This window comes from Rhodococcus sp. DMU1 (assembly GCF_012272955.1).
Lineage (GTDB): Bacteria > Actinomycetota > Actinomycetes > Mycobacteriales > Mycobacteriaceae > Rhodococcus > Rhodococcus aetherivorans.
Genome location: NZ_CP050953.1, coordinates 430,221 through 447,791, shown reverse-complemented (window position 1 = coordinate 447,791; position 17,571 = coordinate 430,221). Strand labels below are relative to the sequence as shown.

18 protein-coding genes and 1 pseudogene are annotated in these 17,571 nt (G+C 67.8%); 9 read left to right on the top strand and 10 right to left on the bottom strand.

All coding sequences use genetic code 11. The annotated features are described in order from the left end of the window. Positions 1-44: 44 nt before the first annotated feature. Complete coding sequence (locus tag HFP48_RS30040; protein WP_065922147.1) at positions 45-794, top strand: SDR family NAD(P)-dependent oxidoreductase; 750 nt, start codon at positions 45-47, stop codon at positions 792-794. A gap of 56 nt (positions 795-850) precedes the next feature. Here the strand turns inward: HFP48_RS30040 and HFP48_RS30035 are convergent, their stop codons facing one another. Genes HFP48_RS30035 through HFP48_RS30015 form a run of 5 tightly spaced genes read right to left on the bottom strand, consistent with a single transcriptional unit; the run spans position 851 to position 5,845 of the window. Next, on the bottom strand, positions 851-1,447 hold the full coding sequence (locus tag HFP48_RS30035; protein WP_065922146.1) for a TetR/AcrR family transcriptional regulator: 597 nt from the start codon (positions 1,445-1,447) through the stop codon (positions 851-853). Positions 1,448-1,484: 37 nt separating this feature from the next. After that, positions 1,485-2,534 carry an LLM class flavin-dependent oxidoreductase gene (locus HFP48_RS30030; protein WP_168580960.1) on the bottom strand — a complete coding sequence of 350 codons (1,050 nt, stop codon included), beginning with the start codon at positions 2,532-2,534 and terminating at the stop codon, positions 1,485-1,487. A 40-nt stretch (positions 2,535-2,574) separates the two neighbouring features. Continuing rightward, positions 2,575-3,348: an SDR family NAD(P)-dependent oxidoreductase gene (locus HFP48_RS30025; RefSeq protein ID WP_065922144.1), complete on the bottom strand. Its 774-nt coding sequence runs from the start codon at positions 3,346-3,348 to the stop codon at positions 2,575-2,577. Beyond that, positions 3,345-4,964, bottom strand: coding sequence for an AMP-binding protein (locus HFP48_RS30020; protein ID WP_168580959.1), 1,620 nt, complete (start codon positions 4,962-4,964; stop codon positions 3,345-3,347). Before HFP48_RS30020 ends, HFP48_RS30025 begins: the two co-directional genes overlap by 4 nt. Before the next feature lie 23 nt (positions 4,965-4,987). Beyond that, positions 4,988-5,845: a 3-hydroxybutyryl-CoA dehydrogenase gene (locus HFP48_RS30015; RefSeq protein ID WP_168580958.1), complete on the bottom strand. Its 858-nt coding sequence runs from the start codon at positions 5,843-5,845 to the stop codon at positions 4,988-4,990. A 35-nt stretch (positions 5,846-5,880) separates the two neighbouring features. On the opposite strand from HFP48_RS30015, the gene HFP48_RS31905 reads away from it, so the two are divergent. Next, on the top strand, positions 5,881-6,171 hold the full coding sequence (locus HFP48_RS31905; protein WP_072636053.1) for a hypothetical protein: 291 nt from the start codon (positions 5,881-5,883) through the stop codon (positions 6,169-6,171). Here the strand turns inward: HFP48_RS31905 and HFP48_RS31900 are convergent. From HFP48_RS31900 to HFP48_RS30000, 3 genes are all read right to left on the bottom strand, one after another. Then, positions 6,158-6,616, bottom strand: coding sequence for a hypothetical protein (locus HFP48_RS31900; RefSeq protein WP_246872647.1), 459 nt, complete (start codon positions 6,614-6,616; stop codon positions 6,158-6,160). The two genes, HFP48_RS31905 and HFP48_RS31900, sit on opposite strands and share 14 nt — an antisense overlap. A 618-nt stretch (positions 6,617-7,234) precedes the next feature. Next, complete coding sequence (locus HFP48_RS30005) at positions 7,235-7,606, bottom strand: hypothetical protein (RefSeq protein ID WP_168580957.1); 372 nt, start codon at positions 7,604-7,606, stop codon at positions 7,235-7,237. A gap of 200 nt (positions 7,607-7,806) precedes the next feature. Continuing rightward, the gene (locus tag HFP48_RS30000; protein ID WP_168581160.1) at positions 7,807-8,010 is read right to left on the bottom strand and encodes a cold-shock protein; all 204 of its coding nucleotides are present in this window, start codon (positions 8,008-8,010) and stop codon (positions 7,807-7,809) included. An 844-nt stretch (positions 8,011-8,854) separates the two neighbouring features. Here HFP48_RS30000 and HFP48_RS29995 point away from each other — a divergent pair. The 4 genes from HFP48_RS29995 (at position 8,855) to HFP48_RS29980 (ending at position 11,083) form a co-directional block, all read left to right on the top strand. Continuing rightward, positions 8,855-9,103, top strand: coding sequence for a hypothetical protein (locus tag HFP48_RS29995; RefSeq protein WP_168580956.1), 249 nt, complete (start codon positions 8,855-8,857; stop codon positions 9,101-9,103). Further along, positions 9,100-9,453 (top strand): YtxH domain-containing protein, encoded by a 354-nt coding sequence (locus HFP48_RS29990; RefSeq protein WP_168580955.1) that lies wholly within the window; start codon positions 9,100-9,102, stop codon positions 9,451-9,453. Before HFP48_RS29995 ends, HFP48_RS29990 begins: the two co-directional genes overlap by 4 nt. Before the next feature lie 367 nt (positions 9,454-9,820). Beyond that, positions 9,821-10,288 (top strand): hypothetical protein, encoded by a 468-nt coding sequence (locus HFP48_RS29985; RefSeq protein ID WP_246872646.1) that lies wholly within the window; start codon positions 9,821-9,823, stop codon positions 10,286-10,288. Between the two features lie 462 nt (positions 10,289-10,750). Further along, on the top strand, positions 10,751-11,083 hold the full coding sequence (locus HFP48_RS29980; protein ID WP_210432856.1) for a hypothetical protein: 333 nt from the start codon (positions 10,751-10,753) through the stop codon (positions 11,081-11,083). A gap of 478 nt (positions 11,084-11,561) precedes the next feature. Here the strand turns inward: HFP48_RS29980 and HFP48_RS29970 are convergent, their stop codons facing one another. Then, positions 11,562-11,972 carry a hypothetical protein gene (locus tag HFP48_RS29970; protein ID WP_168580954.1) on the bottom strand — a complete coding sequence of 137 codons (411 nt, stop codon included), beginning with the start codon at positions 11,970-11,972 and terminating at the stop codon, positions 11,562-11,564. A gap of 918 nt (positions 11,973-12,890) precedes the next feature. Between HFP48_RS29970 and HFP48_RS29965 the strand changes: the two genes are divergently transcribed. Then, positions 12,891-13,517: a class I SAM-dependent methyltransferase gene (locus HFP48_RS29965; protein ID WP_168580953.1), complete on the top strand. Its 627-nt coding sequence runs from the start codon at positions 12,891-12,893 to the stop codon at positions 13,515-13,517. 508 nt (positions 13,518-14,025) lie between these two features. Here the strand turns inward: HFP48_RS29965 and HFP48_RS29960 are convergent. Then, a complete protein-coding gene (locus HFP48_RS29960) occupies positions 14,026-14,922 on the bottom strand; it encodes an alpha/beta hydrolase (protein WP_168580952.1) in 897 nt (298 codons plus the stop codon). Positions 14,923-15,520: 598 nt separating this feature from the next. On the opposite strand from HFP48_RS29960, the gene HFP48_RS29955 reads away from it, so the two are divergent. Both HFP48_RS29955 and HFP48_RS29950 read left to right on the top strand, forming a co-directional pair. Beyond that, positions 15,521-15,871 carry a hypothetical protein gene (locus HFP48_RS29955; RefSeq protein ID WP_168580951.1) on the top strand — a complete coding sequence of 117 codons (351 nt, stop codon included), beginning with the start codon at positions 15,521-15,523 and terminating at the stop codon, positions 15,869-15,871. Further along, positions 15,868-17,027: pseudogene (locus tag HFP48_RS29950) on the top strand (hypothetical protein). Before HFP48_RS29955 ends, HFP48_RS29950 begins: the two are co-directional and overlap by 4 nt. Positions 17,028-17,571 lie beyond the last annotated feature (544 nt).

Genomic DNA, 17,571 nt, shown 5'->3' with positions numbered 1-17,571 from the left:
CACATTCCGATCGGATTGAGGCTTGGATCACACAGGAGGATGACATGCAGATCGCCGGAGCAGTTGCCGTGGTCACCGGAGCCGCGGCGGGACTAGGAGAGGCCACCGCGCAGATGCTCGCCCAACGCGGCGCCCGGATCGCCGCGCTGGACCTGTCCGCCCCACCCGGCACCCCGAGCGAAACCTGGCTCCCCCTCGCCGCGAACGTGATCTCCCCCGACGAGGTCGACGCCGCATTCGACACCACGGTTCGCACCTTCGGCCGGGTCGACATCGTCGTGCATTGCGCGGGCGTCGCCGGAGGATTCCGACTCATCGGCAAGCAAGGACCGGTCGCCCCCGAACGGTTCAACCACGTGATCGACGTCAACCTGCGGGGAACGTTTCACGTCCTGCGCGCCGCCGCCTGGCACATGAGCAAGAACCAGCGGGCCGACACGGAAAACGGCGTGATCGTCACCACCGCGAGCATCGCCGCGTTCGAAGGTCAGCAGGGCCAGCTGGCGTACTCGGCATCCAAAGCCGGCGTCACAGGCATGACCCTCCCCGCCGCCCGCGAACTCGCCCAGTACGGAATCCGCTGCGCCACAATTGCCCCCGGCGCATTCGAGACCACACTGACCACGGACCTGCCAACCGACCTGCAGGACCAGCTGACGGCCGCGGTCGCCCACCCGCGACGCCTGGGCCGCCCGGACGAGTTCGCCGACCTGGCCTGTGCGGTGATCACCAACGAGATGCTCAACGGCGAGGTCATCCGACTCGACGCGGGCGCCCGCCTCGCGCAGCGCTGACCGCCAGCACACGCCACGGGCGCAGGCGGTCGGCTACCGCCCGTGCCCGCGGCGCGTCAGCCCTTCGCGCGCAGGCCGTCGAAGGCCATATCGATGATCTCGTCCACAAGCGGCCGCAACGGTCCGTGCTCGTCCTCGTTGTACCAGAATGCACACCAGCTCATGCTGCCCATGAGCCCGTTCACGGTGAGCACGGGATCGATCTTCCGGAAGATGCGCTTACGCGCACACTGCGCGACGGCGTCCTCGAAGACGCGCTGGTACTCGCGCACCACAGACGGCTGGTGACGTCCACCCGGCGACGAGGACGAGGTCCACAGCTGCATGAAGCCGACCAGCACCGGCGAGGAGACCCGCAGGGTGCAGTGCTCGGCATGGAAATAGAGCAGTTCACGCAGCCGCTGATCGGGTGTCAGGTCGGTGCGCTCCCCGATGATGCGCAGCTCCCGCTCCGCCACCTCGGTGAATCTGGCCTGGATCAGCTCGACCAGCTCCTCCTTGGAGGAGAAGTAGGTGTTCAGGCTGCCCTTCTTGATACCGACCGCATCGGCGATGTCCTGCAGGCTCGTCCCGTCGATGCCCTTCTGGCGGATCAGCTCAATGGCGGCGTCGAGGACCTCGGCATGCCGCTCGGCGGAGCGCTTGGGTGGCACGGGCTTTCCTCCAGTAGGTGCGGCGCGTGCCCCGCAATCACCCCGGCTGCGGCCCACCGCCGGCCGAGGTGCGCAGGGCGGGAACCACCACCCTACCGAACGTACCGACCGCGTCCAGCACCGCGTCCTGCGGCATGTAGGGATGATAGAGCCGGAAACAGAGATGAGAATCGGTGCGCGCCGCGAAGCGCTGCTCGTACGGCCGCAACGCCGCGGTGACCTCATCGGGTGTGCCGATCAGGTTGTACTGCCGCACAACCTCCTCCGGCGTGAGCATCGTCTCCCCCTCGACCGCATTGCCGGCTTCCTCCGCAGCCCACCGAGCGTGCACATCCATCGTGTAGGTCATACCGCGCCCGGTGAGCTTCCAACCGAGTTCGGGATCGTCCGCGATGAAACCGGACCTCAGCTGGCCGAACGAGAAACCCGCTCGCCGGTGCTCCGGCACAGACTCGAGAACCTGGGAGAAGGTCGCCATGGCGGGGTCGAACGGGGTACAGACCCCGAAGAATCCGTCCCCCAGGCGGCCGGCCCGATCCAGTGCCCGCGGCCCCGTGCCGCCGAGCCAGATCGGCGGCCCGCCGGGCGTGAAGGGCTCGGGCCTGACGATCGCGCTGTCGATCCGGTGCACCCGCCCCTCGAACCCGAATCGGCCCCCCTGCCACGCCCGCCGGAGGATCTCGACGGTCTCCTCCAGTGCCCGTCCGCGGGTCGCCATGTTCACCCCGAAAGACCGGAACTCGCCGCGCCGCCACCCAGTTCCCATCCCAAGGATGAAACGGCCCCCCGACATCTGGTCGAGGACCGCAACGTCCTCCGCCAGCCGAAGCGGATTGTGGAAAGGTGCCAGCAGCACCGCCGTCCCCACCACCAACCGGGTCGTCGCACCGAGGATCGCCGCCGCGATCGGCAACAACGAGGGAAGATATCCGTCCGTCGCCCCGTGGTGTTCGCTCAACCAGATCGAGTCCAGGCCCGCCTCTTCGGCCAGAGTCGCCTGCTCGATAATCCGGGCGTACTCGTCGTGGAACCCGAGGTCCTCGCCCGGAGGTACCTGCCCGGTGTACAAGCCGATTCCGTACTGCACTCGTCCTTACCTCCGTGTTTCGAATCCGATGCCACCGGTGCTATTTCGACGGCGGAAGCGTGAGCCACCCACCGCCGTGCACCACGACCTCCGCACCACTGACATAGGAGGCGTCCTGAGAGCACAGGAAAGCGACGACGGCCGCCACCTCCTCGGGCTCACCCCCGCGCCGCGCGGCGATCGCCGCGATATTGGCTTCGAGCACCGCCGGATCGACATCGGTGACAATGTCGGTAAGGATCGTTCCCGGCAGCACCGCGTTGGCGGTGATATTGCGTCGGGAGACCTCGAGCGCCAGGCTCTTCGACATCGCCAGCAACGCCCCCTTCGAAGCGCCGTACCCGGTGTCGCCGGGCCCACCGGTGGCACCCAGAACCGAGCTGACGAACACCACGCGTCCCCAGCCCGCGTCGTACATGTGCGGCAGCGCGGCGCGGGTCACCGACCAGGCCCCACGGACATTGATGTCGAGCATCTGGTCGAATTCGTCACGCGTCTGACGGATCATCGCCCGGGACCGCTGAACCCCGGCATTGTTGACCACCACCAGCGGTGGCCCGAGCCGACGCACCGTCTCACCCACGAGCTCCTCGCCCGCCCCCTCCGCCCCTACGTCCGCCCGAATCGCCACGGCCCGCCCGCCGTCGGCACGGATCTGCTTCACAACCGACTCCGCCTCATGGCCGGACCGCGCGAAGTTCACCGCGACTGCGTACCCCTGCGCCGCAAGACGCAAAGCACAGGCCGCTCCGATTCCACGAGAGGCACCGGTCACGAGCGCGACCCTGTTCTCCCCACCATCCGATGTGATCATGACACGTCCCTTCCATGCGCCGTCCAATGCGGACGCCGCAATGCCAATTTGTCGATCTTTCCAGGCCCGGTGCGCGGAAGCTGAGTATGGAACTCGTACGAGCGCGGGATCTTGTAGCCGGCTATCAGTGCGCGACAATGCCGATCGAGATCCGCCTCGGTCGTCGCCGCTCTCGGCCGGATCACGACGGCGGCGTGGACCTGCTCACCCCACTGAGAGGACGGCACCGCGATCACCGCGGCTTCGACCAGGTCCGGATGCTGAGCAAGTACGGCTTCTACCTCTGCGGCATAGACGTTCTCACCACCGCTGATGATCGCATCACCGGCCCGACCGACGATGTAGAGGTAGAAATCCTCATCGCGATAGGCCAAGTCCCCCGTCCAGTACCAGCCGTCGCGGAACCGCTCCCGGGTCACCTCCGGCTGCCGCCAGTACCCGACCGCGAAGTTCGGTCCCCGACCGATGATCTCGCCGGTCTCGCCGACCTCACAGTCCGTTCCGTCCGGCCGCACCACCCGCACCTCGACCCCGACCACCGGACGCCCGGCGGAATTCAGGATCCGGCTGCCGAGCAGCAGGCCCTCGTCGGGGAGGAAGCTCAGGATCGGCCCGGCCTCGGTCATGCCATACGACTGCGTGAAGGAGCATCCCAGCCGTTCCATCGCCCTGTTCAGCAGCATCGGCGCGATCGGCGCACCGCCGTGCACCACGACACGCAGGGACGACAGGTCCGGGTCTCGGTCCGTCCCGTCCAGGTACTCGAGAAGCAGCGTGAGCATCGTCGGCACCAGGAAGGTACAGGTCACCCCCTCCGTCTCGATCGCATCGACCACGGCCTCGGGCTCGAAACGCGGAATTACGACGTGTCGTCCGCCCACCCAGGTCATCGGATAGGTCGACATCCCGTCGCCGAGATGGAACATCGGTGAACAGTGCAGATAGACGTCATCGGAGCGATAGCCGAGTCCCGCGATCATGTGCAGTGCGTTCGCGGTGAGATTGCCGTGGGTAAGCATCGCTCCCTTCGCCCGTCCCGTCGTACCGCCGGTATAGAAAATTGCCGCGAGATCCTGGGCACCGACCTCGCTCCCACCGTCCGAGGCGGTGCACTCGATCGGTTCGCCGAGCAACCGTCCGAAGTCCACGACGGTGGCCTCGGTCGATACCGACAGCGACTCGGCGCGGGCGAGATGAGCCTCGTCCGCCACCACGATCACCGGCTCGCAGTCATTGATGATCGCAATCATCTCGGCGTCGGCGAGACGCGCATTCAGGGGGACCAGCACGTAACCCGCAGCCGGTACCCCGAAGTAGGCGGCGAGATACTCGGCACTGTTGGCTCCAAGGATGCCGATCCGGTCACCCCGAACCGCCCCACGCCCCGCCAAACCCGCGGCCAGCCGGTCGCACCAGGACCACAACTGCGCATAACTCAGTCGCGTCGGTCCATCGACTATCGCAATCGAGTCGCCATGCAGTCGAGCGGCCCGGCGCAGCGGCCAGATCAGGGTGCTCGGCGCGGTGGCATCACCGCCTGTACCGGACGCACCGGTCAGCGACCACGTCGTCTTCGGGGACACGGTGAATCCTGCGTAGGAGTTGGCTGAGGGCATGGAAGCTCCTTCGAAACTGGGCATCACGAGTAGGTGAAGAAGCCGCGGCCGGTCTTCTCACCGAGGAATCCGGATTCGACCATGCGCAGCAGCAACGGCGGCGGTGCGAAACCCGGATCCCGGAACTCCTCGTACATCGAGGTCGAGGCAGCGAGGAGGATATCCAGTCCGACGAAGTCCGCCAGCGACAGCGGGCCGACCGGGTGCGCGCAGCCCTCGACCATGCCGCGGTCGATGTCCTCGGCCGCCGCGGATCCCGCCTCGAGCATGCGCACCGCGGACAGCAGGTACGGGGTCAGCAGCGCGTTCACCACGAACCCCGCGCGGTCCTGCGATCGAATCACCAGCTTCCGGAGGTCATCGCTGGCGAACCGCTCGACTCGGTCGATCGTCGCCGCCTGGGTGTGCAGCGTCGGCACCAGCTCCACCAGGCGCAGCGCAGGTACGGGATTGAAGAAATGCAGACCGACAACCCGTTCCGGGCGCGTGGTTGCGGCGGCCAGCTTGGTAATCGAGATGGAAGAGGTGTTCGAGGCAAGCACGGCGGACGGGCTGACGACCACCTTGTCGAGCGCGGCGAACAGGTCCGTCTTGGCCCGCTCGTCCTCGACGATGGCTTCGATGACCAGCTCGCGTTCAGCGAGGTCTTCGAGCGAGGCGGTGTAGTGCAGCCGCCCCAACGCACCGTTGCAGTCTGCGTCGGTGATCTTGCCCGCCGCCGCGGCGCGCCGCAGCGAACGTTCGGTGCGTGCCCGCGCCGCCTCCGCCCGCTCGGCGTCCACCTCGCAGACCGCGACATCGGCGCCGGCAAGCGCACAGACACGCGCGATGCCCGTCCCCATGAGGCCACCACCCACGACGCCTACTTGATCGATGATCACTTCCTACTCCTTCGTGTGGTCGTTCCGGATGGGAGATGGGTCACCGCCGTACGCCCGAACCCACCACCCAGCTGTCGCCGCCGCTGATGACCGCGGCCAGGTCCGACGCGGTCCCGGTGCAGGCCTGCGCGATCTGCTCGTTTGACCAGATCGTCGGACGCGGGCCGGGCCACGTCGCAGAAGCTGCCGACCGGGACGACTCGCCCCTGCCGGTCCGGCAGACGCGCGAGCATGAATGCGATCGACGGATCCTCGTCGTGAGCGTCGTGGACCACCAGAGAACCAGCGTCCACGCCGTCCAGCGGCACGAGGTCACAACCAAGTGACCTCCGAAGGAGGCACCCACCGCGGCAACGATCGCCGCACTTTCGTCCTCGGCTTGGAAGGTCCGCGCTCCGTGGGACTTGTGGCGCGCAAGTCCCTGCCGCAGGTCCAACGCGGGCATGACCCGGTCACGCAGAGGAACAGCGGCCTGCCCGCGCTGCGGGCTCCGATCAGCAGTCCGTAGGCAAGCGCAAGGTTCTCGGAGACTGTACGGTTCCGCCCCTCCGGCAGATTCGCCGTCGCGACCTCATATCGCGATGCGCAGGACTCGGTGGTGTCCTCGAACGCGTAGTCGGCGTGAAATGCGGTGACGTTCGCCTCGGCGATTTCCGCCCGCTCCGCGAATCGACAACGCAGGTATTGCTCGGTCGTCTTGGTCGCGACCAGCACGTCCGGCCAGTTGCCCGCCGTGCCGATCCGATGGCCCGCGAACTGCAGCTCAAACAAGGAAACTCGGGCGAGAGCTTTTGCCGGAGGATATATCTCGACAGGAGAGTCCTGCAGTGGAACCAGGTCGTTACCCCGGAGGGCCGGCTCTCAGGTGAATTTGCCCCTCGACAGCTGCATACCCTCGTCGAGTCGCCGGCCACTCGGATGTTCCTGCTCGATAACCGTTTGCTACCAGTGGAATTGACAGCCATATGGGGCACACTCCTCGCACCGAGTTGCCGACAACGACACGCGGCGAGGCGCCGCGGGCGTGGGGCCCGATCACGGACTCGGATCCGCTTGACCGATGAATTTAATCCCTTCCGATCGGAAGGTCAATAGTTTGTTTTCCCTGGCTGACATCATTTCCCTGACATGCTCTTGTGCCCTCGCACTTTCGCGTCCAGGTAGGTCGGCGTACCGCATCGCCGTACGTGACGGCCATCGAGCCAACTAGACGAAGTCCCCTTACGATTGTGGACTGAGGTCGACGCCGTGCCGCGGCTGCGGCAGCGAGATCACCGCTCTGCGGCGAGTGCGAGCTGTGCCGTCGGTGGCGGGTTCTGTGCGGGCGGTTCGCCGTCGCGCAGCTCCGAAACGTCCAGGGCGGCGAGCGCGCCGGCGCCCAGCGCTGGGTCAGATCCGCCCGGACGCGGTAAACCAGCTCACGGGCGTGGCCACAGCATCGCCCGCCCCCAGGTAGCCATACCATCCCGTGGCGTGGCGTGGCGTGGCGTGGCGTGGCGTGGAAGGATCTTGTTCCTGGTCACGTGTTCTCGTCGAATTGATCTTCTGCTGGTGACATCGTGCGCTGCGCCTCGCGAGGCATGCCCTGACCGGCGTGGTCAGCCCCTCGATCCTCTGCTGTCGATCGATCATCGCCACCAAGACGTACAACGCCCGCGCAGCATCCCCACGTGTTCCGCTCCGGGCGGTACCGAGCTTCCACCCCGGCAGTCGCGGCTTGCGCTCGTGCACGATCGCCATCAGCGGCACCAGCAAATCCACCGCCAAGGGAGTGTCATCCCCGGACGGGGCCGGATAGCGGTTCGTCGATCGACTGCGGTACGACGATGGCTGCGACTCGGCACGCTCTCTTACCGAGTCGCTCTCGCTGGGCGCCCAGTGCCCACGTCGTCGAGCGTGCTGCTCGACGAACCGGGCAGAACCCCCGTCGGCACCCGGGGGCGGTGCCGGTTCGGGGTCACTCAGAGGCCGCGTGCCTTCTGGGCGTGGCGGCCCCTTCGTCCCAGGCCGACTTCGAACTCGACCTCCTGGCCGTCCCGCAGGGCCCGGTAGCCGCGGCATTCGATGTCGGTGTACTCGACGAACAGGTCGGCACCGCCGTCGTCGGGGGCGATGAAGCCGAAGCCCTTCTCCCCGTCGAACCACCTCACCACGCCGTGCACCACAGCCATCACGTCCTTCCCGGGTCGCCCCCCTGATGCCCCATCGAATTTTGTCATCCTTCGGCTCTGCGGAAGGGGGTGTCCCGCGAAAACGCCACGACATTCGCCTGCGCCCGGTGTTCGGTCTGCTCTACCGTTGTGACGAGTGACAAAGGGTGGGCGGTGGCCGCCTTCCGGGTGTGTCGCAGAGCTGGGTAATCCTGGGTGCGCCCGGCGGGAAGCCCAGACCGAAGGGACGCCATGGTGTTGCTGTATTCGCACACAGACGGTGACGCTCGGGTGTCCGTGGTGGAGTTCTCCGTTCCCGAGCCCACGATGTTCGAGATCTCGGTCGATCGGCGGGCCGCAGGACCGGTGGTGGTCCGCGTCTGCGGCGACGTCGACATCTCCACCTCGCCTGTGCTGAGCTGCGTTCTTCGGCAACGATTTTCGGAATGGGGTGTGGTCGTGGATCTGCTCCGGGTCGACTTTCTCGGCTGCGCGGGATTGACGGTGCTCGAGTCGGCGGCGTGGACGCCGGTCGCGGGGGACCCGCGATCGCTGCCGTCGCCGTCGGAGAGGTCCGGCACGCATTGCAGGTCACCGGAATCGATCGGATTCTTCCCTGCTACGTGGATGTGGGCCGGGCCGTCGAACTGGTCGGCGACCACCGCGGACGCGATGCTGCGGGTGATCGGCGAGAGGACCTGCCGAGGAATCCGCCACCGGGGTAGTCCGGCGGGCCGGCTGCGGTGCACGGTGCTGGGGGTCGGAAGGGAATTCGCCGAGAGGCTCGCAGTTCGCGAGGGGACAGGCAAGGAGCGGCCGGATGCAGGCAACGGAGGCCGGAAGCGAGGACGCATAGGTATTGCAGCCGTCGGCGGTCGCGGTACTCGACGGGGTGTGGGTGGGCAGCGCCACGGTCGTCGGGGTGTGGGTGTTCGGTTCGCTGCTGTGGGCGGTACTCATGGTGCTGGTCTGCGCCGGCACTCACGCCGTCGGCCGCAGTCCGCGCAGGCGCCCTGGGCCCGGGCCGCGCCCCGCGGAAGTCGTCACGGCGGTGCGGGCGTCGGCGGCCGGTGCACCGGAGTTCGTCGAGCGAGGGAGAACATCATGATAGGAGCACTGATCTTCGCCGCCGGGGCGGCCGCAGGTTTCGTGGCCGGCACCCGTTCAGGCCGCCAGACATACCAGAAGATAAAAGAGCAGTCCCTCGGCCTCTGGCAGCACCCGGCCGTGCAGGACAAGGTCGCTGGGGCGACGCAGACAGTCAAGGACAAGGCCCCGCAGGTGCGGCACCAGGTCGCGGCGCTGACGAAGAAGGCCACCCACCGCAGCCCCGGCACGGGTTCAGAGCCCGGCACTGCCCCCGGAATATCGCCGACCGAGGCCGTGCCCGCCGCACCGGCGGTCACAGAACCCACCGTTCCTCCGACGACGGACGGCAGGTCCGGCTCGGGCACATGAACCGAACCCGGGCCCGGATTGCGCCGGCAGGCTCCGTCCCAAACGGTCCGGTGCGGGCCCGGCGCTTCGACCGGGGGCAACGACTTTCGCGGGGCGTCCCGCTCCGGAAGGCTTCAGGGAAGAAGGAAGACGAGGACGGTAGGCGAGCGTATTGACCAGCACCGCCGGGCCGCGGCAGCGATGCGAAACCTTCGCCGCCGCGCGGTGGCACCTCCGCATGGCGGGGCCTCCGATGGAGTTTGTGATTGGGGACCGGGGCCGCGGGGTAGTCACGGGATACACCCTGCGCACCGACGCGTCATAGTTCCACATGCTCCCGACGCCCGACGCAGTGCGTGGCGACGACACACAGCAAGTGAGTTCGATCATGAAAATTTCGAGAACCAAGACCAAGGTTGAGGTCGCCGCAGCGGTCGGCGCCGGATACCTGCTGGGGCGCACACACCAGTTGAAGCTGGCCGTGAAGATCGCCAGAGCGGGCGGGCGGTCCCCCAGTGGACCTCAGGATCTGCTCGCACAGGGATCCCAGTTCCTCGCCTCGTCACCGGAGATCGCGGAACTCGGTGACTCGGTTCGGGACGAGCTACTCGACACGGCGGCCGCCACGGTCGAGGCCACCAGCGAGCACGTCGATTCGTTCCGCGACCGCCTCCGGTCGCGCGGCGCGAACGTCGCCGCCGGTGGCGGGCACCTGGTCGCGGGGGTGAAGAGGATCGGCCGTCGCGGGCACACCCACCCGCAGGACGCCGAGGACTCCACCGTCGACGAGGAACTGGACCACGGAAAAGACGAGGACGGACGTACGACACGAGGAGATACCGCACAACGCGAATAGGGGCGAGGACGACAAACAACCACAGCCGTCCAGGGGCCGGGCACGTTTGCGCCGGATCACGCCCACGCGCCGGACTATGGGTAAACAGTCACCGCCGACCGAAACAACGCCGAAAGCTGGTCGGTATCGGAATCGATTGCCGAGGTGAAGGATTTCAACTCGATCGGCGCAGACTCCCGCTACTGGCCGGCAATGAAGGCCATCCAGTAGTTGGCGATGTCGACGTCTGGACCGGAGGGCACCCGCCGGGTGGGGGACGGGCCGCACATCCCCGCCAACGGGACGACGTCAGGCGTGAGGTTCGGAGTTACATGACCGCCGACACGCGACGTCGACGGCAATCCAGCCGGCACGGCAGGGACAGCAGACGCCTCGCTACTGAAATGAGCACTTCTGGATTGTCGCGGCTCCCACCACCTCCTGCCCCAGGTGTGTTTCGCCCATCAAGACCCCGCTGTCTATGTGGCCGGCAACCTCGGTGTGGCCGCGGCGTTGTTCCACCTGAGAATGGTGCAGCTGTCGGGTAACGCGACGCTCGCGCTGATCGCGGGCATGCTGCACGAGATCTTCGAACGGCACACCTCGAGCGTCACGCGCCACCGCAGCCGGACGGACGCCGAGACCTACGAGGCGGACTACCGGCTGTTCATCCGGTCGCAACGCCGACTGCTCAAACGGCTGCGTGCCCGCGACGGCGAAGGGGCGTTCGTCCACCGGCAGGAGCACATGGTCGTCGCGCGGTCCCTGGTGATCGAAGGGCGCCTGGCCGCCCAAGTGCTCGACCTCCTCGACTGACGCTGTCCCGCAAGCGAACCGAAGGCGAGAGGCCTCGAGGTGTGCATGCGAGCGGCGGCCGGGAACGCTAGAGCACGTCGGAGGTCATCTGCGCCTCCTAGTGCTTCGGGGCTGATCCACGCCGCTGACTCCGACGACGACCTTCGGTCCCATGGACCGATAGACCGATCCCGGGCATCGCCGGATCGCGGCTGCCCCGGCGGTCGACCCCACATCGCCCATGGCGGGGGTGGGGGCTGACCGCCGGGGACGACGTGAGGACCCATCCGGGCGGCGCCCCGCCCAGGTGGGCTGGGCTCAACGCGGGACCAATGCGCGCAACCGGCGCGCGATGCCGGCCAGGAGCGTCCCCACCGCCCCCAGCGCGACCGCGGCGACGACGGCAGTGACCGTGTCGCCGGAGTCGCGCCCCCGCGCGGGCGATGCCTATCCCCGCCGAGACGGGTGCCGACACCGGTCCGGCTGCGCGCCAGGCCGGCTATCGGCCCCGGCCGGGCACCCGCCGCAGATACCGCAGCACCAGGGCCGTTCGCGCCGCCGCGGCGACCGGTCCGTAGGGCAGGGAGAACCCGACCCAGAAGACGGTTTCGACGGGCAGGAGCACCAACGCGAGGGTCCCACCGGCCCGGCGCCGCTGCCACAGCAGCGCTCCGGCACCACACTCGGCGGCGCAGACCACCACGAACGCCGACAGCAACGGAACCGTGGTGCGGATCCCGCACCGGTTCTCGAACACGCCGTGCCCGTAGGTCGGATAGCCCAGGAACGTGGCGATCTCGCCGTGCCGGACCAGGTGCGCGATCGCATAGAGCCCCGGCAGTCCGAAACCGATCCCCGAGGACCACGCCAGGACGGCGGCGGATCTGGCCAGCGTGCCGGGGTGGGACATGTCGACTTGCGGGGCTGCGCAACGAAAACGGATCGCAGGCCGCCCCCGGAAGATCATCGGACCGATCCTGAGACCAGGAGCCGAGGGTCTCGACGACGGTCCACCACGCGCCAGCTCCGACGCACGGGCAGCGGCAACGCACCGAGCAACGCGCCAACCTCGCCGGTGGTGGCGATGGCGAGCAGCTGTCCCCGGCCGCACGCTTCTCGTCGGTGAACCCGGCATCGCCCGTCGACTCGGCCGCCCGCACCCCGTCCGCGGCCCGCACCGGAGCGTCGGAGACACCCACCTCGCCCGCGCGCATGCGCAGCTTCCGTCCCAGTCACGGCAGCCCCTTCCTCCGGCCGGCGGCTCCACCTGCGAACCTACGCCCTGTGCGGCCCAGGATCCGTACATCACCCCTGCAATCGCACACACGCCCCACGGCAGCCCAGGCGCAATTCCAGGGCTGACGCCGGCCCTCGACGACCAGGCTCCGACGCGGCTGATGCGCGTCGGCGAGCTCGCCCGCGTCGGTCCGCAGGTGATCGCGGCGGCGTACCGGTTCGCCGATGCGACAACCTGCCCCGCGAACCGACCCGAGCGACCTGGGCGGAGATCGACACCCTCATCCACGACGGCCGGCTCGTCGACGGGATCGAGTTCGCCTCCCAGCACGACGACAACTCGAGCGTGTGGACGACCGAGGCTCCAGCGCGCCCACGCCCTCGGCAGCGACCATCACAAGAAGATCGGCGGGACACACACCGTGGCGACGACACGTGTCGCCGCCACGGAGATCCCGGCGCGTAGTCGGGTCGGCAGGATCGACAACCGTCGTTTCGTCCGCAGTCGTCGCTCGCACCCCTCGGGAGAGGGTTCGGGATGTTCCGCACACCCTGTGCACAGTGGGGCCGGATCCTGGAATCATGCGACGGCATGGAGAACACGAGCGCCTCACCAGGCGAGACCGTCCGAACGGCATACTCGGCCAGAGCCGAGGAGTACGCGGCCCTGTTCGGCTCCATGACCTCGACACATCCCTCGGACCGGGCCTTGGTGGGCAGCTGGGCCGCCACCTTGACCGGTCCCGTGCTCGACGCGGGATGCGGTCCGGGACAGTGGACCGACTTCCTCGCCGCGTGCGGCCTCGCGGTGACCGGGATCGATCTGGTTCCCGAGTTCGTCGAACAAGCTCGTAGGCAGTACTCCCACCTCCGTTTCGACGTCGGCGACTTCGACACGCTCGACGCCGCGACAGGATCACTCGGTGGTGTGCTGTCCTGGTACTCGCTCATCCACCACAGGCCGCAGGACATCCGCACCCCGCTCGCCGAATTCGCGCGGGTGATTCGGCCCGGCGGAGGGTTGCTGGTGGGCTTCGTCGAAGGAGCAACCGTAGAAGCTTTCGACCATGCCGTCACCCCTGCCTATCGGTGGCCCGTGGTCGAACTCGGCCAGGAATTGGCCACGGCCGGCTTCGAGGTGCTCGAGACCCACACCCGAACGAAAAGGGACCACCGACCCCACGGCGCACTCACCGCACGCCGACTCAGCACCCGGTGACGGGTTCGACGGGGCAATATCCCGAGATCGCCGTGGCGCGGCGGTGATCGAACCAGTCATGTATTCGGCGACCCGACTCCGCGGTCCTGGGTCGAACCCCACGGGCGCTGCTCCGAACCGCGGGGGCACCAGCACGAGGAACTCCGGCCGGTTCGACCATGGTCCCGGCCGGGACCCGGTGGCCGCATCATCGCCGACCCCAGCGCCCCTCTCCCCCACCCGGCGACCGGAAAAGGCGAGCCCCTCGAGGGAACGTCCATCAACCGGCCACGCAAGATCGCCGATCGTCATTACTGCACAACGATGTTTCCCTCGTCGACCACCGGGGGACGCTCGAGGCCTGCGCTTCGACTCCGCGCACGTAGCGTGCGGGCACCATCGGACGGGTCGCGCCGGTCTTCCCGGTCGGACGACGACCGCTCTCGCGGGCGCACCGGACCCCCCGAGCCCACCCGCGGCACCGAGGCAGACCCGAGACAAGCCTCCCGGCCGGCTACCTGCGAGGGCGTCAGCGACGCGCGGCGAGAACGTCGTCGTCGAGAAAACCCTTCAATCCCCCACTGAAGACATCATTGTCGTCACCGGCGACCATATGGCCGGCCCCGGGCACATCGATCACGGTGGCCGTCGGGATCAGCTCGCGCAGTTCCTGGGCACCTGCCTCGCTGACCACATGGGACTGCGCGCCCCGCACGAGCATCGTCGGAACGGTGATCGCGGCCGCAGCCCTCCGGGCACGCTCGTAATGCACGATCGAGTCGGCCTGACGCGTGGGCTCGTCACCCTGGCGCAGAAACGCCGGATCCCAATGCCAGTACCAGCGCCCCTCACGCAGGCGCAGGTTCTTGCGCAACCCGTCCGGATTCGGCGTGCGCACCCGGTTCGGGGTGTACGCCGCGACCGCCGCCGCCGCATCGTCCAGACTCGCGAAACCCTCGAGACCACTGCGCATGAACGCCATGATCTCCGCGGTGCCGGCGGTCTCGACCCTCGGTGCGATATCGACCAGGACCAGAGCGCGCGCCAGTGCGGGATTCTCCCCCTGCCCGATCAACGACGTCATCCCGCCCATCGACGCACCGACCAAGACCGGCTTCTCCCCCAGCGCGCCGACGATCGAGGTCAGGTCGGCGACCAACGCATCGATGCCGTAGTCCCCGTCCGGCGCCCACTGACTGTCGCCGTGCCCCCGTGCATCCACCGCGACGGCGGACCAGCCGTCCGCCGCGAGGCTGCGACCGGTGTTCCGCCAGGAATGCCGGGTCTGCCCGCCGCCGTGCAGCAACAGCACCACGCCTTTCCTGTCGACGCCCGCCCCGCCGGCACCCTGCGGTGGATCCCACCGGTCGGCGGCAAGGGTGACCCCGTCACCGTGAAATTCGCACCGTGTAACTACTGGATCCATGAAGTACCTCACCAACCTTATCGAGTTGAGCATTCTCCTTCATGGTGCACCACGAGGTGAACACTGATTCACCCGCACCCATTTCCTGACCGATCCACGGAGGTCCGATGGACTTCCCTTACCATCCCAGGGCCCTGCTCACCGACACGCGACCCGAGGAAACCGCCGCGCAAGCGAACCAGGACGCATCCGCAGCCGGTCGCAGACGCTCGCCGCGGACAGCACGGGACACCAAACCTTCGACAGACGAAATCTGTGCCCGCCAAGATCGCGGTGCCCGCACCGGCGAAAGCACGCAGGTGCGCCGAACGAAGAATATGCGCAGACACCACCCTCGACGCTCTCTCGACGCGGCGCGTTCCACAATGAGGTCCACCGTTCGCAAGAGACTGGTCGTGAATGTGAACGACCCGCGCTGGTACCGCGCCAGCCCGTGCCCATCCACAGCCAGCGATCGAACCCACTTATCGAGGCCCAGGACCGGGCCACATTCGTAAAGCCGGACGGAGCACCCGGCCCGAGGCCGACTCGACCCACCGGCCTCCGAGGCGGCTACCCTCACCACCGCACCTCGTGACAAACAAGGGAGGACCTACCGGTGAGGCGCCTGACCGGCCGATGGCGGATCGTGGAGATGGACCTGTGGGACCGCGACGCCATCGATCTCGTCGAACCCGGTTTCATCGAGTTCACCCGCGACGGGACCGGGCAGTTTGGCTTCGTCGCCGTCCGCGGCTCGATGGACTGCCGGACCACCGAACGCAACGGCCACCCGGTAGTGGAGTTCAGCTGGATCGGCGACGACGAAGGGGACGAGGTCAGCGGGCGCGGCTGGGCAGCTCTGCGCGAGGACGCCACGCTCGCCGGGCACCTGTTCTTCCACATGGGAGACGACTCGGGTTTCCGGGCAGACCCCATTGTCCCTGCCCCCGGCAAGGGTAGGCGATGAGCGAATACCAGTACTACGAGTTCCTCGCCGTCGACCGGCCGTTGAACGATCTTCAGCTGGCCGAGGTTCGCTCGCTGTCCACCCGGGCGAGCGTTACGGCCACCAGCTTCGTCAACGAGTACCACTGGGGCAACTTCCGGGGCGATCCGAAGCAGATGATGGAGCGCTACTACGACGCGCACCTCTATCTGGCGAACTGGGGAACACACCGGATCATGCTGCGCCTCCCGCGCAGCCTGCTCGACCTCGACGTCGCCCGCGGCTATTGCGCCGGAGACCTGGTAACCGCCTGGACCACAGGCAAATTCCTCGTGCTCGACCTGACCAGCGAGGACGAAGGCGGCGAGTGGGATCCTGACGCCGTCATACCGTTGTCGGCCATCGTCGGGATCCGCTCCGAACTCGCCACGGGCGACCTCCGCCCGCTCTACCTCGCCTGGCTCGCCGGCCACAACACCGCAGAAGCAGACGATTACTCCTGGGGCCGCAACCCCGACGCCGACCTCGAGCCACCCGTGCCGCCCGGATTGGCCACGCTCACCGCCGCCCAGCGAGCGCTGGCCGACTTCCTCCGCCTCGACGACGACCTACTCGCCGTCGCAGCCCGGACCAGCCCACCGCTCGAGGAGACCACCGGCATCTCCGACGCACTCGCAGCCTGGGTGACAACACTGCCCCTCGCTGAGAAGAACCAACTCCTGATGCGCGTGGTAAACGATCACCCCGCAGCGGTCCGGACGGAGATGCTGCGCCGCTTCCATGACGAGCACACCCCGCACATTCCAGCTTCACCCCCTCGGACCGTGGCCGAGCTCCTCGACGCCGCGGCGCGTCGTCGCGGCGACCGTATACGCCGGGCGGCCGCCCGACGTGCCGAGGACGAAGCCGGCCGCGACAAAGACCGCGCACTCGCTCGCGAAAGACGGTTGGATAAACCGGTCCGCGACGAGGAAGCCGCGTGGTCGCGTATCGACGCGATGATCGCCACCCGAAACCCAGCGAATACGAGGCTGCCGTCACGCTGCTCACCGATATGCAGGCACTCGCCGAACGCGAGGGCCGAAGTGACGCCCTCACCCAGCGCATCCTGACACTACGTCACAGACATGCGCGCAAATCACGCCTAATCGAACGTCTCGACCGGGCGGGTGTGTAATCCCCGCCGATGACCGGTGTGATGCGCACCGTCGGGATGCCCTGTTCACCGGCGGCCCGCGCTGGCGCCCACATACACCGTCGGCCCAGGTACAGGGTCGAGCGACGTCGAGCATGACGTGACAGGCGATCACGTGGATCGCCTCTGGTTCGGATCCGATCTTCGCAAGTCCATTCCTACCAAGGGCTCTCGGGCCTTCGGGATCCGGACTTGTCAGGCTTACCCGACGGCACCGAGGAAGACGGAGGCGCCGTATGCCGTCGGAACGGTCGAGACAGCGGTCACCCAGCGCGGTAGCGTGCCGGAGCATCGCGCGCCGCACGCAGGTGGGCGCGACACGCTTTGGTCACGGTCAGAGCCTTTCGGCACGGCCGGCTGGACGAGTCCGTACTTTCCCCTCCGCCCGCCGGGTCCGGACTGCCGAGCAACGCACGGACGCCCACCGCAGAACCGGTGGCGACCGATGCACCGCGCGAGGCCGGTCGAGGAGGACGAAGTCCGATGCCCTCACAGCAATGGAGTCCGCCGACGCCCGCAGGTCTAC

Excerpts from the sequence above, each read along its gene's own strand:
- HFP48_RS30040 (WP_065922147.1), top strand. The coding sequence starts at position 45 with ATGCAGATCGCCGGAGCAGTTGCCGTGGTCACCGGAGCCGCGGCGGGA.
- HFP48_RS30025 (WP_065922144.1), bottom strand. The coding sequence starts at position 3,348 with ATGATCACATCGGATGGTGGGGAGAACAGGGTCGCGCTCGTGACCGGT.
- HFP48_RS30020 (WP_168580959.1), bottom strand. The coding sequence starts at position 4,964 with ATGCCCTCAGCCAACTCCTACGCAGGATTCACCGTGTCCCCGAAGACG.
- HFP48_RS31905 (WP_072636053.1), top strand. The coding sequence starts at position 5,881 with ATGGGTCACCGCCGTACGCCCGAACCCACCACCCAGCTGTCGCCGCCG.
- HFP48_RS29990 (WP_168580955.1), top strand. The coding sequence starts at position 9,100 with ATGATAGGAGCACTGATCTTCGCCGCCGGGGCGGCCGCAGGTTTCGTG.
- HFP48_RS29985 (WP_246872646.1), top strand. The coding sequence starts at position 9,821 with ATGAAAATTTCGAGAACCAAGACCAAGGTTGAGGTCGCCGCAGCGGTC.
- HFP48_RS29970 (WP_168580954.1), bottom strand. The coding sequence starts at position 11,972 with ATGTCCCACCCCGGCACGCTGGCCAGATCCGCCGCCGTCCTGGCGTGG.
- HFP48_RS29965 (WP_168580953.1), top strand. The coding sequence starts at position 12,891 with ATGGAGAACACGAGCGCCTCACCAGGCGAGACCGTCCGAACGGCATAC.
- HFP48_RS29960 (WP_168580952.1), bottom strand. The coding sequence starts at position 14,922 with ATGGATCCAGTAGTTACACGGTGCGAATTTCACGGTGACGGGGTCACC.